General features: G+C 40.2%; 18 protein-coding genes. 3 read left to right on the forward strand and 15 right to left on the reverse strand.

What is annotated here, in order from left to right:
- Positions 1-46: 46 nt before the first annotated feature.
- Both F8N35_RS11850 and F8N35_RS11855 read right to left on the reverse strand, forming a co-directional pair.
- Positions 47-805, reverse strand: coding sequence for a hypothetical protein (locus F8N35_RS11850; protein ID WP_293053227.1), 759 nt, complete (start codon positions 803-805; stop codon positions 47-49).
- A gap of 58 nt (positions 806-863) precedes the next feature.
- Positions 864-1,838 carry a hypothetical protein gene (locus F8N35_RS11855; RefSeq protein ID WP_293053230.1) on the reverse strand — a complete coding sequence of 325 codons (975 nt, stop codon included), beginning with the start codon at positions 1,836-1,838 and terminating at the stop codon, positions 864-866.
- A 593-nt stretch (positions 1,839-2,431) separates the two neighbouring features.
- Between F8N35_RS11855 and F8N35_RS11860 the strand changes: the two genes are divergently transcribed.
- Positions 2,432-2,917 carry a histidine phosphatase family protein gene (locus tag F8N35_RS11860; RefSeq protein WP_293053233.1) on the forward strand — a complete coding sequence of 162 codons (486 nt, stop codon included), beginning with the start codon at positions 2,432-2,434 and terminating at the stop codon, positions 2,915-2,917.
- Positions 2,914-3,291: a DUF1801 domain-containing protein gene (locus F8N35_RS11865; protein WP_293053235.1), complete on the forward strand. Its 378-nt coding sequence runs from the start codon at positions 2,914-2,916 to the stop codon at positions 3,289-3,291. Before F8N35_RS11860 ends, F8N35_RS11865 begins: the two co-directional genes overlap by 4 nt.
- A gap of 5 nt (positions 3,292-3,296) precedes the next feature.
- Here F8N35_RS11865 and F8N35_RS11870 read toward each other — a convergent pair whose 3' ends face one another.
- On the reverse strand, positions 3,297-3,590 hold the full coding sequence (locus tag F8N35_RS11870; protein ID WP_293053237.1) for a hypothetical protein: 294 nt from the start codon (positions 3,588-3,590) through the stop codon (positions 3,297-3,299).
- Positions 3,591-3,678: 88 nt separating this feature from the next.
- Entirely contained in the window at positions 3,679-4,203 is a 525-nt protein-coding gene (locus F8N35_RS11875; RefSeq protein WP_293053240.1) for a hypothetical protein, read from the reverse strand.
- 119 nt (positions 4,204-4,322) lie between these two features.
- On the opposite strand from F8N35_RS11875, the gene F8N35_RS11880 reads away from it, so the two are divergent.
- Positions 4,323-4,661: a DUF3795 domain-containing protein gene (locus F8N35_RS11880; protein WP_293053243.1), complete on the forward strand. Its 339-nt coding sequence runs from the start codon at positions 4,323-4,325 to the stop codon at positions 4,659-4,661.
- Positions 4,662-4,743: 82 nt separating this feature from the next.
- Here the strand turns inward: F8N35_RS11880 and uvrB are convergent, their stop codons facing one another.
- From uvrB to F8N35_RS11935, 11 genes are all read right to left on the reverse strand, one after another.
- On the reverse strand, positions 4,744-6,759 hold the full coding sequence (gene uvrB / locus F8N35_RS11885; RefSeq protein WP_293053246.1) for an excinuclease ABC subunit UvrB: 2,016 nt from the start codon (positions 6,757-6,759) through the stop codon (positions 4,744-4,746).
- 318 nt (positions 6,760-7,077) lie between these two features.
- Positions 7,078-7,794: an HAD-IA family hydrolase gene (locus tag F8N35_RS11890; RefSeq protein ID WP_293053249.1), complete on the reverse strand. Its 717-nt coding sequence runs from the start codon at positions 7,792-7,794 to the stop codon at positions 7,078-7,080.
- Positions 7,795-7,869: 75 nt separating this feature from the next.
- Entirely contained in the window at positions 7,870-8,559 is a 690-nt protein-coding gene (locus F8N35_RS11895; RefSeq protein ID WP_293053252.1) for a DUF4919 domain-containing protein, read from the reverse strand.
- 61 nt (positions 8,560-8,620) lie between these two features.
- A complete protein-coding gene (locus F8N35_RS11900; RefSeq protein WP_293053255.1) occupies positions 8,621-9,547 on the reverse strand; it encodes a nucleoside recognition domain-containing protein in 927 nt (308 codons plus the stop codon).
- Positions 9,547-10,056 (reverse strand): NUDIX domain-containing protein, encoded by a 510-nt coding sequence (locus F8N35_RS11905; RefSeq protein ID WP_293053656.1) that lies wholly within the window; start codon positions 10,054-10,056, stop codon positions 9,547-9,549. Before F8N35_RS11905 ends, F8N35_RS11900 begins: the two co-directional genes overlap by 1 nt.
- A gap of 479 nt (positions 10,057-10,535) precedes the next feature.
- On the reverse strand, positions 10,536-11,144 hold the full coding sequence (locus F8N35_RS11910; protein WP_293053258.1) for a hydrolase: 609 nt from the start codon (positions 11,142-11,144) through the stop codon (positions 10,536-10,538).
- 11 nt (positions 11,145-11,155) lie between these two features.
- A complete protein-coding gene (locus F8N35_RS11915; RefSeq protein WP_293053261.1) occupies positions 11,156-12,031 on the reverse strand; it encodes a DUF4249 family protein in 876 nt (291 codons plus the stop codon).
- A 4-nt stretch (positions 12,032-12,035) separates the two neighbouring features.
- Positions 12,036-14,375, reverse strand: a complete 2,340-nt coding sequence (locus F8N35_RS11920) for a TonB-dependent receptor (protein ID WP_293053264.1) — start codon at positions 14,373-14,375, stop codon at positions 12,036-12,038.
- 323 nt (positions 14,376-14,698) lie between these two features.
- On the reverse strand, positions 14,699-15,154 hold the full coding sequence (locus F8N35_RS11925; protein WP_293053268.1) for a YbaK/EbsC family protein: 456 nt from the start codon (positions 15,152-15,154) through the stop codon (positions 14,699-14,701).
- A gap of 64 nt (positions 15,155-15,218) precedes the next feature.
- Entirely contained in the window at positions 15,219-15,581 is a 363-nt protein-coding gene (locus tag F8N35_RS11930; protein ID WP_293053271.1) for an MTH938/NDUFAF3 family protein, read from the reverse strand.
- A 349-nt stretch (positions 15,582-15,930) separates the two neighbouring features.
- The gene (locus F8N35_RS11935; RefSeq protein WP_293053274.1) at positions 15,931-16,527 is read right to left on the reverse strand and encodes a hypothetical protein; all 597 of its coding nucleotides are present in this window, start codon (positions 16,525-16,527) and stop codon (positions 15,931-15,933) included.
- Positions 16,528-16,568 lie beyond the last annotated feature (41 nt).

A 16,568-nucleotide genomic window follows, 5' to 3' on the forward strand; every position in this document is an offset into this window, starting at 1 on the left:
AGAGGCAAGGAATTATCCTTGCCTCTAAGAATATATAGGGAAATTTTTATTTAACCCACTGAACTTCGATTCTATCACCTGCAATAAATGAATAATCTTCTGGGTCCGTTCCGCTTGCATGTTTAACTGTTACCGTAGCGGCACCTGCTAAACCAGAAACAGAATAATCAGTACCTGCTAATAATTTTATTCCATTACGATAAACAGATACTTTCTGTACATCAACAGGAAATGTAGCATCAGTGTAAGTATAATCAGCACCAGCAGAACTTACTGTAGTCCCATCTGCAAGTTTATCTGTTCCAATTTTCGCACTCGTTTGTCCACCTTTTGCTAGATCTGAAAATAACAGTTTTTTAATTGCACCAGTAGCTTCATCACGAACTAATAAGGTCCACTTGCCTGCGGTTGTTCCCGTGTGTACAGCATTCAAATCAGCAGCTGAAGCTGCATCCGTTGCTGCTGCCTGAGTAATTCCATCTAAGCCAAAAATTTTACCAGTAGCATCTATGTACGTATTATCAGTCAATGTTCCTCCCAATTGCCAGGTGGTTACTACACTTCCATTGGTTGGATCAGTATTTGTTATCTGAGTAAGGCCATTTTTAGATTGTAAATACTTAATCGTTCCTTTATTATCGACTACTCTGATAGCTCCAACTTTTGGAGTAGTTGCAATAACTACAGATGCTTGTTTGTCAATTGCGGTTGTTGTATTCTGAGCATTTGCCGATAAGGCAAGAGTACCGATGGCAAGCGAAAGGCCGGCCACCTTCATCCAATGTTTTGTAGAATTTGTTTTCATCTCTTCGAAATTTTAAATGTGAATAAAATAGGTAATTAATTATTGTTTTTTAATGTTTTTATCTCCATTGGTAAATTTTAATCTCATCTCCCGCAAAACAGCTTGTAACTGAGCCATCTCCGTTTTTGATAAAATCAAGGGTGATGGTATTGCTGCCTAATGAAGCCGCAAAATCTATTTCTGTGCCATTGCGGTACACCTGTATTTTGTCGGCAGAGGTTATCGTGTAAGGAGTAGAAAACGAGATGTCGCCTTGATTGGCTTTATGTACCACTACCTTTCGGCCGCTTGCAATGGCGGAGGAGGACACCGATTTGATAACACCGGTAGCGGGGTCGGCCACTAAGAAGTTGTCGGTATCGCTGCCCGTTTGCAATCCTGTAATGGAAAGGGTATTGGTTGCATCGGTTTTGATAGTGGTGGGTTGAGTGAGTTTGCCCCCAAACGAGATTGTGTGAGTAGCCGGGTCGTAGGTAAGCCCATTCGTCACATTCAGATTTTGAATAAGTTCGTTGAAAGAAATTTTGCGCAGTACTCCCGAAGCATCAGAAACTATCAGACTGTCGGATTTTGACCCCGTTTGCAGACCAGATAGAGAAAAAGTATTAACCGATGAAGCGGTAATTGTTGTGGGCTTGATAAGAGAGCCTCCGAGTTGCACGATGTTAGCACCGCTTTTCGAAAGACCATTGTTGGCATTGGTAAGTGAAGAGGTGGAAGAAATGTCAATTATTTTAATCCATTGCGTTCCATCATTATAATAAATACCTTCGGAAACGTAGGGTAAATTATTACCATTCGTGGTTTTATTATACACCAGCATCCCCTTTACATGCGATGTTAATGGAACCGGGGATGTCGTTAGATTTAAGTTGACGCGGGGCAGCAGCAAACCCTTTTTCCCGTTGGCAGCATCTCCAAGTTCTAAATAGGCATTGGTATCAGAGGGACCTATGATTCCACCTATTTTGGTTTGAGAGTGAACATGGGAAAAAATAACGCAGATGAATATGGCTGCAATTACTTTTCTCACAGATAATTATATTTTTCTCTTTAGATATTATTAATAATACTACCATTAACTTTATTTATTTGGATAATAGTTAATTAAGTAGCTTTATTAACGTCAATAGTCAAAACATTCACGCTACATCAAGCAATAGCATTAGGTTTTGCTACATTTTAGCGCTACAAATGTATGGAATTTATTCATTTCGTTATTTATTAAACAAATATAATTATGTTAACAATAAACAAATAAATAGCCATAATTTATATAAATAACATAAAATATATTGATTTGACATAAACGTAGTATAGCATTTATTATACTCAGTCAAAAAAGTTCAACCAGGAGCTTTAATCAGCTCTAGTTGGTTGGTAGAAAATCGATCGAAGCACACTCTAAACGCCAACAAGATGATGCGGAAAACTGTTTCTCGTTGCTTAAATTCTTCATCGTTTTATTTATATAATTCAATAGAAACATCATCTATAAAATTGCTGTTTTGTTTCAATTTTCAAAAACCTGATATAAAACATCCTTTACGCGAGGAGTTTTTTGCAATAAAAGGATATATTTGCCTTGGAAACATCGAAACAATCAATTCAAAATATTCAGATCATATGAAAAAGCTTATACTTGTCCGCCATGCAAAAGCGGAAATTCTGCAACCCGGAATCCCGGATGTTGATCGTATTCTATGCGAAAGAGGAAAAAATGATGCAGTTAAAATTGCCAATCAACTGTATAGTACCGAAATAACACCAAACGATGTGATTTGTAGTCCGGCAAAGCGAGCTGTAGAAACTGCTACCGTTTTTGCTGAACAATACGGCATCGAAAGGCTTATTAAAGAAGAATTTCTTTATGGAGATTACAATTTTGCCGACATAAAACAGTTGCTAATTGAAGAAGTACCTTTGGCCGATACCGTTTTAATTGTAGGCCATAATCCGAATCTTTCATATATTATCGCCAAACTTACTGGTAATTTTAACCAGCATCTTCCCACATCTGCTGTGGCAGTGCTTGATTTCGATGTTGAGAAATGGGACGATTTACAACCTTCGACGGGAGTTTTGGAAATGTTTTTCTATCCCGATAAATGAATAAAGATTCTGTCGCTAAAAATATTGACGAATACATTGCACGTTTCCCGGACGAAATAGCTATCAGGCTTCAAAAAGTACGGGAAACGATTCGCAGTGTGGCACCGGATGCGGAAGAAGGTATCAGTTATCAGATCCCGGTGTTCAAGTTGCACGGTGCGATGGTCTATTTTGCCGGATACAAAAGCCATATTGGATTCTACCCTACCTCGTCAGGCATCGAGCGGTTCAAAGAAGAGTTGTCCGAATACCAAATCGGGCGTGGAACCGTCCGGTTCCCGCTGAACAAGGAGATTCCCTATGACTTGATAGCTCGCATAGCAGCTTTTAGATATGCTGAGAATATTGCGAAGAAAGAGGTTCTGAAGAAGTAACAGTGTCAGTCTTTTTTGAAGAAGACAATATAAGCAATGCCTACCAGATTTGTGAAAATACCCACAGGTATCAACATTTTCACTCCGCCCATATTACTGATGCCATGACTACTCAGTGCACTTATTTGCAGTAACATGGCTGCATACGTGACAACCAGCCCGATAGAAAAGAAAATAACCCCAATCGCCAGTTTCAACATAAATGGTAATTGTGTATTCTTGGTGAATTTAGGATAAAAGAACCATAGGCCTGTAACGGGCATCAAAATAAGTACGAGACACAAAAACATTGTTATCATAAACTGCGTGGAATTATTCTATTGAGATTGTACAAAGATAATGATTTTGGATTGGTAATCGTAAAAGGTTAAAGAGGTGAGAAAAATGCTACTTCCGTCTCCATTGTCCTAACTGATTAAGAATCTGTTTTTCGAATATTGCCTTTAACTCCCGATTCTCTTTTTGAGTTAATTTTTTGGTATTGATTTCACGCCAGCGACCAAAATCTACTCCTTTTGACACCGCCTCAAGTCCAATTTGAGTAATCTTGGCGGTATCGCTTATATTTACGACACAATGTAACGTTTCGTTTCTGTCCTTCAAATAAAAGTAGACATGGCAAAAATGAGCCGTATAAGTGTTTTTAAGTTCCACTTTTTGCCCGCTTTGTAATGTAACTACCAACTGATAATCAGGATTTCGGTCTTTGAAGGAGTTAATTTTGCTCAATAGAGCTTGTCTTGAAAACTGAAATGTATAATACTCTGCCCACGGATAATCATCAGTATTGAGATTGATACACGAACACAAAAAAGAAAATCCCACAGCCAATCCAAAGAGCGTGGCAAATAGCTTATCTTTGAAAGCCTGAATGCCTTTATGGTTATGCGATTTCCTTATGGTTGTTTCCATGAACGCAGAATATACTTCAAATATAATGCATTTTGTGACACTTTGAATCAAAATATTAAGCCAGAATATTCATTTGTCGCCAATATAGCAGACACTTATCCACAAACAAAATAATATTTATGAACACACTAATTTCTTGCTGTGGCCTAGATTGCGCCGACTGCGGTGCACGTAAAGCCACATTACTGGACGATGACGAATTGAGAAAACAAACCGCAGAAGAGTGGTCGAAACAATTTGGTGTTGATATTCCATACGAGATTATCAATTGCACCGGCTGCCGTGAAGAGGGAGTGAAATTCACCCATTGCGATGAATGCCAGGTGCGTAATTGCGTAAAAAGTAAAGGATACAATACGTGTGGTGACTGTGCGGAACTGGAAAACTGTTCAATCGTAGGAGGCATCCACCAACATGCTCCGTTTGCGCTGGAAAACCTGAAGTCGCTAAAACAATGAAATCTGGGCACACGGAATACACTGAATAAACGGAATGACACTGAAAGATAAGCAGTCTATTCTGTGTATTCCGTGTGGTGAATTATTTTTTATTTTTCAACAACTCTTCCAGCTTGATAAGTTCGTCGCGGTATTGAGCAGCTTCAATGAACTCAAGTTTCTTGGCTGCATCGTGCATGGCTTTGCGGGTCTTCTCGATAGCTTTTTCAAGGGCAGGTCGGCTCATATACTGAACCACTGGGTCTGCAGCCACATTCACGGTTTCCGGTTCAACATAAGCCTTCATTGCTGCTTTTTCGGCAGCCTGTTTACCTAAAACTGAAGTGTGACCCTTGCGGATCGATTTTGGAGTGATGCCGTTTGCTTCGTTATATGCCAACTGTTTTTCGCGGCGACGGGCTGTTTCGTCAATGGTCTGACGCATACTGTCGGTGATTTTATCGGCATACATAATCACTCGACCATTCAGGTTACGAGCAGCGCGACCGGCAGTCTGTGTAAGTGAACGGTGCGACCGGAGGAAGCCTTCTTTGTCTGCATCCAAAATAGCCACCAAAGAAACCTCTGGTAAATCGAGCCCTTCACGAAGCAGATTTACACCAACAAGAACATCAAAGAGTCCGTTACGGAGATCTTCCATAATCTTCACCCGTTCCAGCGTATCAACATCGGAGTGGATATAGTTACAGCGGATACCCATTTTCATGAAATAGTCGGTCAGCTCTTCGGCCATACGCTTGGTGAGCGTGGTTACCAACACCCGTTCGTCTTTTTCGGTACGTTGGGCAATCTCTTCCATCAAGTCGTCTATCTGGTTCAGACTGGGCCGTAAGTCGATAATAGGATCGAGCAAGCCAGTAGGACGCACCACCTGTTCCACCACTACCCCATCCGACTGTTTTAATTCGTAGTCCGCCGGCGTGGCGCTTACGAATATCACTTGCGGTGTCAGCGTTTCAAATTCTTCAAATTTCAAAGGACGGTTATCCATCGCTGCCGGTAAACGAAATCCGTATTCTACAAGATTCTGTTTACGTGAAGCATCGCCTCCGTACATCGCGCGGATTTGTGGTACCGTAACATGACTTTCGTCAATTACCATCAAAAAATCTTTCGGAAAATAGTCGAGCAGACAGAAAGGCCGGCTACCCGGAGCACGCCCGTCAAAATAGCGCGAATAGTTTTCTACCCCCGAACAATAACCCAATTCGCGTATCATTTCAAGATCGTAAGTCACTCTCTCCTTGATTCTTTTGGCTTCATATGGTTTTCCTTCCGATTCGAAGAAAGCCACCTGCTTCATCATGTCGTCCTGAATCTCATTTATGGCACGATTGATGCGTTCTTTCGTTGTAACGAAGATATTGGCTGGATAAATCTGATATTGGTCGAATATCTCAATAGTATTACCGTTAAACGGATCTATGGTCTCTATTTCGTCAATTTCGTCACCCCAGAAAACAACTCTCAGAGCAACGTCTGAATATGCCAGAAATATATCAACCGTTTCTCCTTTTACCCGAAAATTACCACGATTGAAATCAATTTCGTTTCGCGAATACAAACTATCCACCAAAGAACGGAGAAACGCATTTCTGGCTATTGTTTGGCCTTTGTGAATGGGAATAGTATTGCTGTAAAAGTCTTCCGGATTTCCGATACCATACAGGCAGGATACGGAGGACACCACCAGCACATCTCTGCGTCCCGACAATAATGCCGAAGTCGCTGAAAGTCTGAGTTTTTCTATTTCATCGTTGATCGAAAGATCCTTTTCAATGTAGGTGTCGCTGGTCGGAAGATAAGCTTCTGGTTGATAGTAATCGTAGTAAGAAACGAAATACTCCACCGCATTATTAGGAAAGAAACTCTTGAACTCTCCGTAAAGCTGCGCAGCCAAAGTCTTATTGTGGCTCAAAACCAGTGTCGGACGATTCACCTCCTGCACCATATTGGCTATGGTAAAGGTTTTTCCGGAACCGGTCACGCCAAGCAATGTCTGAAACTTTGTTCCATTATTGAGCCCTTCGGCCAACTGACGAATTGCTTCAGGCTGATCGCCGGTAGGTTTGTATTCCGATATAATCTTGAAATCCACTGTATCTAATTATTAATTTATAATGATAAAGATCTGCCTTAATACAACACTTCTTTGCAAAAGCACTTATGGTGCTGTAAATCAAATTGATAGATAAAAAAAACGATTTATCGTTTTTTTCTGCGACTTATTTTTTCACGCAAAGACGCAGAGGCGCAAAGTACTCATCAATAATTGATCTACATATATTTATGACTTAAGACGCTACAAAGAAAAACCGAAAGTTTTTCTTTGTGACTTTGCGGCTTTGCGAGAGAAACATATTTTATAACGAACCATTGTTAGTATATATCCCGAAATACAGTCTGAAATTACTAATCAGAATAAGTTGTCCCATTGATTGAAAAGCTCTTCCATACCGGGAAGAACGATATTTGCACCGGCATCAATCAGGACGTCATCTTCCAGAATACCGGTGTTGATGGCAATAGTGAATATTCCGGCACCTTTGGCAGATTCCACTCCTAGGGGAGCATTCTCCACAACTACAGCCTCCCATGGTTTTACCCCCGCTTTTTGCAAGCCCATCAGGTAAGGTTCCGGATTGGGTTTTCCATATTTTACGTCGAAAGCCGTAACCATTTTGTCCTGACGAAAAATTCCAGGATAGTAAACTTCCAAATTATCGAGCAGACTTGCCTGTCCCGAACCGGTTACTAAAACAATATCCAAACCTTTTGCTTTGATCTTGTTCAGTAAATTGTCGGCAAACGGCATAGGTATGGTTTCGCTAAGATCTCTGAATTCTTCGCTTTTGTGCTGATAAATGGCATCCAGCTCTTCCTTGGTAGCATTACGTCCCAGTTCGCGTTGAAAAATGCCGTTAATAGTTCCCGATCCGGTTCGTCCCTCGTGCATATAAGCCTCATAATGCGTAAAAGGCATGCCAATGTTACGGATAGCTCTGACCCAGGCTTCGGCATGTGCCGGCATCGAATCGAAAAGAACGCCGTCCATGTCGAAAAATACTGCTTTTAATGAAAACTCGGGATATGAATGTTGTTGAACAAAATCGTTGACGGGTTGAAGTGTCATGCCTTAAAACTATTTAGTTGATTCTTAAATTAATACTCGTAGCACGGTTTTTCAGGTATGAATAAAGTTCTTAATTCAATTAGAAGTGGGCATTTCTCCATTTACATCTATCAGTCTTTTGATATTGAAATAGAAGCCTCTAACGCCCAATCTGTTTTTTGCTACAGTGATAAAATCACAATCACTGTAAACAAAGCGCTGGTCGACGGGAAACAATCCCAGCAGATAAATCAGTTCATATTCATCCGAAACCGAAATTACGTGCCATGCTGTCATCTGGGTTCTCCCATCTCCTGTTGAAAAAATAGCTGCGGCTATTTGCTTTGCTTTCAGTGTATAAAGATGAGCTAAATCGTTTCTGCCAGTCATATGATAAGCATAGGCCAATTGATTGAGCTTATAAAGATCGAATGGAAAAGCACTCAACGATTGTCTGGTGAGTCGAATAATGGTATCGCAGTCTGCGGTTGTCTTGCTTACCTTTCGGGCATACGAAAACAACAGCGAATCCTTTGTATTGTGATAATAAGGCTTGTATTCTTTTTGCAGCGTATATCCATAATACAGAGAACGTACCTGCTCCATCGTCATAGTTGTGTCATTTGCCAGAAAACGTTGCATCAGTTTCGGGTAATAGCAATCAAACTTTTCATCTACTATGATTCTTCTTAGCGAATTATAGTTGGGCGGCGTAGCAGGTTGTTTTTGTGCAACACATAAAGTAGTTACTGAAATAACAAGACACAATAATATATTTCTTAGCATGTTATGTACAATTTGTAAATTAAAATAACTCTATCAAAAAATACTTCACTAATGGAGATAATTACAATTTTATCGACGGGATAATTCTTCGTATTGCATGAATGCCCCAAACGACCAGAAAAGCCAGTCCAATGCGGGGAACCACGATCCAGAACATCGATACACCAATTGAAACGAATAGTAACGTATCTTCCAGCAATGAGTGATTGACGGCAATATGATAGTTGAGCATATTGGCATCCCGCTTGTTTACTATACCTTTTTCCACCTGTTCGATCACCACAGCCGATCCGTATGCTAGCCCGAGTGTCTGTGCAACAAACCACAGAAATGAGACTTCTCTTGAGAGCCCGAAAAATCTCATAATTGGCGCGAAGAAGCTTGAAATCTTATCGAGCCACTTAAATTCGTTGAGTAGGTTTTGTAGAATAAAGAGTCCGTAAAGAATTAATGAAACCTTAATAATCAACATTATGGAGCTCTTAGCCCACAAAAGCAGTACATCAGTAACAGATGAAAGGTGCGTTACCTGTTCTGTAGAATGTGATACGGCAAATCCTGTTGTTGGCAAAAGCCAGTTCAATAACACTGCAGCCGTAAAACTCATGCCAATACGCACTACCAGCATGTTCAGTACTGAAGAGCCCGTTCGTTTTTGTACCGCGGTTTCTATTATCAAACTATGCGAAATCAGGCACATTATAGCCAGAATTGTTATTTCTCGCATTCCCAATGTCATGGTTGCGATCACAGCCAAAACCGAATAGAGAGGCAAAAACAGGCTGGTAATAAAAACGATAGCAGAAGCACCTGGCAAGCCAATATGAATAAACACCGGAGACAGATACTGTGCCATCCAGTCCATTACTCCCCAGTATTGCAGAAAACTGACGAACAAAGCCACCGGCAGCATCAGTTTCAGCAACCAGACGATAGTGTGTGTGGCTTTCGGCAAGGCCAGACGAATACAGGAAACGACTCTTTGCATTATTGTTCCTTGTTCAGGGATTTCATTACCAACATGAAATCATGTTCAAAATTAGGCGTAAAAATACCTTTACCCAATGAGGCCGTTATTTCATCAATGGTCCAAAACCTACCTTCGTCCAGCTCATTGTAGTCGAGTTTGAACTTTCCGTCATAAACGGTTCGGAACGCATTTACCAATTCCTTTTCTACTGCCGACTGCCAAACATATCGTGCAACAACACTTGAAGTAAATCCTGTAACGCCCAATTCTTCAAAAGCTTCACGTTTTAGTGCCGTTTCCACTTCTTCTCCGTAATCCACGTGACCGCCGACAGCAGTATCCCATTTACCGGGTTGTGTATCCTTAGTCATGGCTCGTTTTTGAAGAAAGAGTTCGCCTTTACTGTTAAAAATATGGAGATGAACCACAGGGTGCAACCAAAACGTTCCCCCGTGACATTCTTTGCGGGTTGCTTTGCCGATTACGTTGCCCTGCTCATCTACCAACGGAAATATTTCGTCCATAATTGTTTGATCTGAATTAAATTGCCTGCTGAAAATCTTTCACAGAAAAACAGTGCAAAGGTACTATATTTTCAGGCATGAGAAGGTAAAAAAAACGAAACGGCAAGAATTGTATATTTAAGATTTTAGTAAGGGGTTTCCACCCCTATAACCCCGACTCCCTTTTTGCCTTGAAGCCAAAAGGAAGCAAAAAATTCAAGGCTATGCCCGCTTCGCTCAAAAAACCGGCGTTCGAAAGTGGTAATCACCCAAACTTGTTTTCTCCTTACGTCGCAAACTTCGAACAAGGGTGATTCTTACCACTTTCTCACTTGTTTTTTGGCTCACCGGTCAAGGCCGTTCCAAATCTGACGCAGTATCATTGCAAGCTCATAACCAGTTCTTTTCTATATATTCTTCAAACATACAAAAAACGGCTTATAGCGTTTCATTATCAAACTATAAGCCGTTGTCTTTTGTTTTGTATCTGGTCGTAAATCTTTTCATGATTTTTCAGATAGTTCTTTTTCCTGCATTGCTTTAATGGTCTCATCTATCAGGTAGTCAAGCTCCCACCCGAGCATTTCAGCTCCATGCTGAATGACATCACGCGAACATCCGGCAGCAAATTTTTTGTCTTTGAATTTCTTTTTCAACGAAGAAACTGTCATATCCAGTGTGCTTTTGCTTGGCCGCATAAGTATTGCCGCACCAATCAGGCCGGTCAGCTCGTCTACCGCATATAGCACTTTTTCCATTTCATGTTCCGGCTGTACATTTACTCTATGGCCATAACCATGAGAAACCACCGCTCGTTCAATCTCCGGATCAATATTCTCGGCTTCCATAATTTCCTGAACTTTAATGCAGTGTTCATCCGGAAATTGTTCAAAATCCAGATCGTGCAACAAGCCAACCAATCCCCAAAACTCCTGTTCTTGCGTATAACCTAAAGTTCGGGCGAAATAGCGCATGGTAGCTTCTACCGTTTCCGCATGCTGAATATGAAACTCCTCACAGTTGTATTGTTTTAAAAGTTCAAATGTACGGTTTCTGGATACTAACGGACTGATTCGTGCCGCATTATCCTCCGGTAAATGTTCAATTCTCATTGTAATTAAAATTATTTGTAAACCGTTCCTGCTCTCGAAATTGCATATGCAGCAAAATAACCTCTGGGATAGTTTGCTGCATTTTTCGGGGAAGTCTGTATAACATTCGTTCTGATATTGGCAGGCTGGCCTCCAAACAATGGATTATGCCCCCGGAATTCGGCTTTTACTTCACCGATAAAACTATAATAATCCTTTGTTATACCGCATATTTCAAGCATCACCCGATCTCCGGAATGAATTTTTTCCGCTTTATTTTCTGTATGAATATACAACATGGTTCTACCACAAACCTCCGTACCATCAAATAAAGCATCGCTAACCAATCCCCATTCCGTAATTGTATCTGAAATACAGATATTATTTTTATAGGCTTTCGTCAGGTAATAGTTTGACACCCCTGATGGGTCTTTCATCCAAGCATTTACAGCCCACACGTTTTCATAAAACAGTTCTTGCTTTTCCACTTGTATCATTTTAAGCGGAGGAACTGCATTGAGCGTACTTGAGGCCGTATATGTCTCAGGTATTCCATCTCCATTTACGTCTATATCAGTTATGGTTAAAGTATAAGTACGCCCAACCACACCAAAGTAATTCGATGGTGTTTTGTATGCTCCCTTTTCTTGCTCATCTTCAAACAAGGCTATTGATTTTATGCCATCGCTGAGAGTGACGGAAGCACCAGAAACCACGTTTGCTGGTTGGTCGCAAAAATAATTTCCGGTCTTCTTCAGATGTACCACATGTTCTGCAGTGTCTGTGCTAATAGCTCCGTCTACAACCAGTTCTGAAGGGATAGAATCAAGCTTTACATCTATATCTGTTGTACAGGACGCAAATAATATTGTCACAAATATTGTAATGAAGAATAACTTGAATTTCATGGTGTTAAAATTTAAAGTTATACGTAATAGATGGCACAACCGAAAACAGATAAGTCATTTCTGCTTTTGTTTTATACGGATTGTTTTGTTCCTGTACAAAATTGATAGCCCATGCGTTTTTATGTCCATAGACATTGTACAAAGAAAAATTCCATTCACTCTTCCATTTGCGGTTTTTGATACCGCGGGGCACCCACGTAAGAGAAACGTCCAACCTGTGATAGTCGGGCATACGATAAGCATTGCGTTTTGAATAAACAGGCAGAATTACACCGTCTATTTCCATTCTTCCCACAGGATACGTAATGGGCAGTCCGGTTGCATAAACAAATGTTGTTCCAAAATAAAGACTTCTATTCAACTCATAATTTCCAGCTAAATAAATCGTATTAGGCCTATCATATGGCGATCTGTATGGTTGATTATCATTTATTCCGTTAATTGTAGATTGAGCATGAGAATAGGTATAACTAACCCATCCTGTAAGTTTTCCCTGAGTCTTTTGCAACTGAAATTCAGCTCCATAAGCATAAGAACTACCAAAACGCAATTCTCCTTCTAGTTCACGATTCATAATCAACCGTGCGTGATCCTTGAAATCAATGGTATTAGACATCCTCTTATAAAACAACTCGACCGATGTTTCAATTGTATTGGTGAACAAGCTACGAAAATAACCGATTGCAAACTGATTACATCCTTGCGGTTGAATGTTTTTACCGGCTGTAAACCAAAGGTCAAGCGGTGTTCCGGCCGTGGAATTGGATGCCATTTGTAAATATTGATTAGTGCGGGCATAACTGGCTTTTAAAGACGAATGTTCATCAATAAGATAGTTGATGCCTAAACGAGGAGAAACCCGAAAAAAAGCCTTTATTATTTGTCCCGGCTTATAAACGGTTGAGTCCACCACATTATAATTTTGGTCATAATTGTAGACTGTTCCCTTGCCAATATCAGCAAAACAGGTAGAACGCAAACCAGCTTTTACGAATAAGCGGTCCGACAATTTATACTCATCTGTTATGTACAATGCGTTTTCTATAGCATAAACACTTGGCAATACAAAATCACTTGCTCCCGGTGCTTTATCTTCTGTGACAATTTTGCCCGGGTGAAGAATGTGATAAATACCGGTATAACCAAATTTCAGGGTATGGCGAGGATTACTAACATACGTAAAATCGCTTCTGAAATTAAAGTCCCGCATGGCATATTGCCAGTCAAAATTATTATCTGTGCTATATTTTGATTGCAGATTGTATTTAAAACGACTATAATTCAAAGAAATATTACAGAAGAACTTTTGAGAAAACAGGTGATTCCATCGAGCTGTAACAGCCGCATTTCCAAAACTGAACCCAACGTTACTGTTATTAAAAAAGTCGCTACCCAGATAGGCCGAAACAAAAACGCGGTTATTTTTATCAAACTTATGATTTATCTTAGCATTTAAATCATAGAAATACAATTCATTATCTTTTATATCGGCATTATGAGACAACTTTAGAAACATATCAGCATACGTACGCCTTCCCGATACAATAAAAGTGGTTTTATCTGAATCCAAAGGACCTTCCAATGTCAGCCTGCTGGATATTAATCCAATACCACCACTGCCAGAGATCTTTTTCGAATTGCCATCTTTTGTTTGGACTTCCAACAAAGAAGACAAGCGCCCTCCGTATGCCGCCGGTATGTCTCCTTTGTAAAGGGTCATATTCCGGATTGCATCGTTATTAAAAACTGAAAAGAAACCCATCATGTGAGAAGCATGAAAAATAGGTGCATCATCTAACAGTATCAGATTCTGGTCAATGCCTCCTCCACGAACACTGAAACTTGATGATCCCTCGCCTGCCGATACGACACCGGGCAATAACTGAACTACCTTTAGCAAGTCAACTTCACCCATAAGAGCCGGCATTTTACGCATTGTATTAATAGATACCTGCTGTTTGCTCATGGTATTGGACGCTATCAGATCCGTTTTTGGGGAAGAAACCACCACTTCTTTCATCTCTTTAGGGGTCATCTGCATTTCCAGATCCAGATTTTTCGACTTTGTCAAATCTAAGTGTAAAATCTGCGTTTGATAGCCCAGATATGAGACTTCAATGGTATATTGACCTTTGGGTATGGTGATAGAATAGAAGCCGGACTGATTTGTCGGAGCTCCTGCTCTCAGTTCGCGAATGCTTACGGTTACGCCCATCAAAGCTTCTCCATTTGCATGGTCTTTGATGATCCCACTCAGACTGATTTTATCTGTCACCGGTACAATGGCAGATAAAGCGGAAACATAAATTAAAAAGGTTATTATGAGTAAAAATCGAAATATCATACACAACAAAATCTGCTTAAGAGTTACAACTTATCACATGTACTTAAACACGTTAGAAAATCAAGCATTTAACCCTTTAGATTTTGTTAGTACGGTATTAATAATGTAGAAAGACAAATAATTGCTGGCGTTCCAGTGAAAAGAGAGATCAAAGATAATGCAAAATCTAGCATTTACACACCTTTTAGGATGCTTTTTATCACTATTAGACGGTTTGGTAAAATCCAAGACTAAATAAAACAACCAAAAAAGCTGCAAGAATTTTGCCGTTTTTCTGGTTGTTTTAAAATGATGACGCATCGCGTTATTAGCAATACGGTCCTTCAAAAACGTACAATTTTAGGTTTAACCAAATTCTCGAAATCTTTGTACGACAGTCTGATGAGTTCGGTAAGAGTTCCTGCATTAAAAGCAATTTCCTTGTCTTCGGTCAGGGCTGTCGATACATAAACATCCATTCCGTAAAGGTTTCCGAACGGAGGCATAGCACCCAGTTCGCAGCCCGGGAACTTATCCAGAAATTCACGTTCGTTACAAACAGATACCGTTTCAGCTCCGATGGCTTCTTTCAGCATGTCGGGATGAACCCGTCCCGAAGCCGGAAGCACAGCCAAAGCCATTTTCCCGTTTACCCGTATCACAACCGTTTTTGCCAGTTCCTGTCCATGGATATGTGCAGAATGGGCAATTTCATTGGCCGTGTAAGCTTTCGAATGGCGAATGGAGACAAATTTGATGTTATTGGCGTTGAGAAACTCAACTAACTTGGCAACTGGCATAATAATCTGATTTAGAATATAGAAAATATACCAATGTAAGGCCGGAGAGGCCCGGTGAGAGGTGTCAGCAGGTGACATGGAACAAGCCGATGGCAGCTTCTTCAATAGAGTTCCAGGTTTCAATCGCCTGGGGAGTGGGCATCAACAGCACATGACATCCATGCTGTTTGAAATATTCATTTGCCTGTTTTGAGAGTTCGACGTATCCGGTTTGTCCGGTACCGACTATCAGCAATGCAGCTCCGGCAGCATACACATCCTGTGCTTCATCCAAAGAAATGATGTGAGACGTGCCATATTGTGCGCTAGACAAACGTTTGTTGCGATTTCTTACCATTCCGTCCAAGCCGATCACGACGTCGTGTGTATAGGTTTTTCCTTCAATGATAATCTCGCCGAAACGGGTGCTATCGATAGTGGGTTGCATTGGCTGAATGTCTGATTAATTACTCTGTAAAGGTAGGCTTTTCGGAAGGAAGTTGTACTGCGGGGCAATAGAAAATGAAGGTGTGATTCACGCTATCTAAAAATCTACTGACGATCTACGATGTCACGACCCCAAACCCCTGAAGGGGCTTTAATCTGCCAACTGGACTTGTTTCTTGTTCAAATGCTTCTGCTTGCACTGCTCCAAAGTCCCCTTCTGGGGATTTAGGGGTAAAACTCATCGCAATTTACTTTGTAATTAACCGCAAGAAATAAAAGCGAGCTGGCAACGTATCCTTTGAAAAATTTGCAGAGAACCAACATCATCCTATACTCTATCATGTTTTACTTTATTCATTTATAAATTTCAAAGTATGGAACAATGGATCCATATTAGCTGAAAAGTTTGCTTTTGTATTTGACAAATAGAAATAATAGGCATCTGCCACATTATCTTTGTGAATGGCAATAATCATGCAATATTTATAACCTTTTCCAAAACCTGAATTGAGCTCCAGAAAAGAGGTTGCCCCCCAATCGGCATTAAATTCCATTTTTACCGATTTTTTATCAAATGCTTGACATTGATACTCCTTTCCTCCTGTAATATTCAGAATAATAGTCTCCAGTACCGTTCCGTATGATGTATTTCGAAACGAACGCTGGCCTTCTATCTCTTTTCGAATTGTATCGTTGGCATAGCTTTTATATAAAATAGGCCGAATTGCATACCTGAGTTCAAAATCGCGATCCGGATATTTGATAGCATAATCATATTCCATGTTATCATTCGGTATCACCTTTGTTTCTATAAAACCATCGGGTATGGTAATGTTCATTCCATAGTCTTTCAGCATTGCTCTAAATTCGGTTAAACTTTGTGCAGATCCATTTAGATATCCATAAAATAAGAATATCATAACTAAAAAGGGGTGAATGTTTTTCATCGGTTATTCTATTTTTGGTATTAGATTATTATATGTTTTTC

The organism is Paludibacter sp., assembly GCF_009712605.1.
Classification (GTDB): Bacteria; Bacteroidota; Bacteroidia; order Bacteroidales; family Paludibacteraceae; genus Microbacter.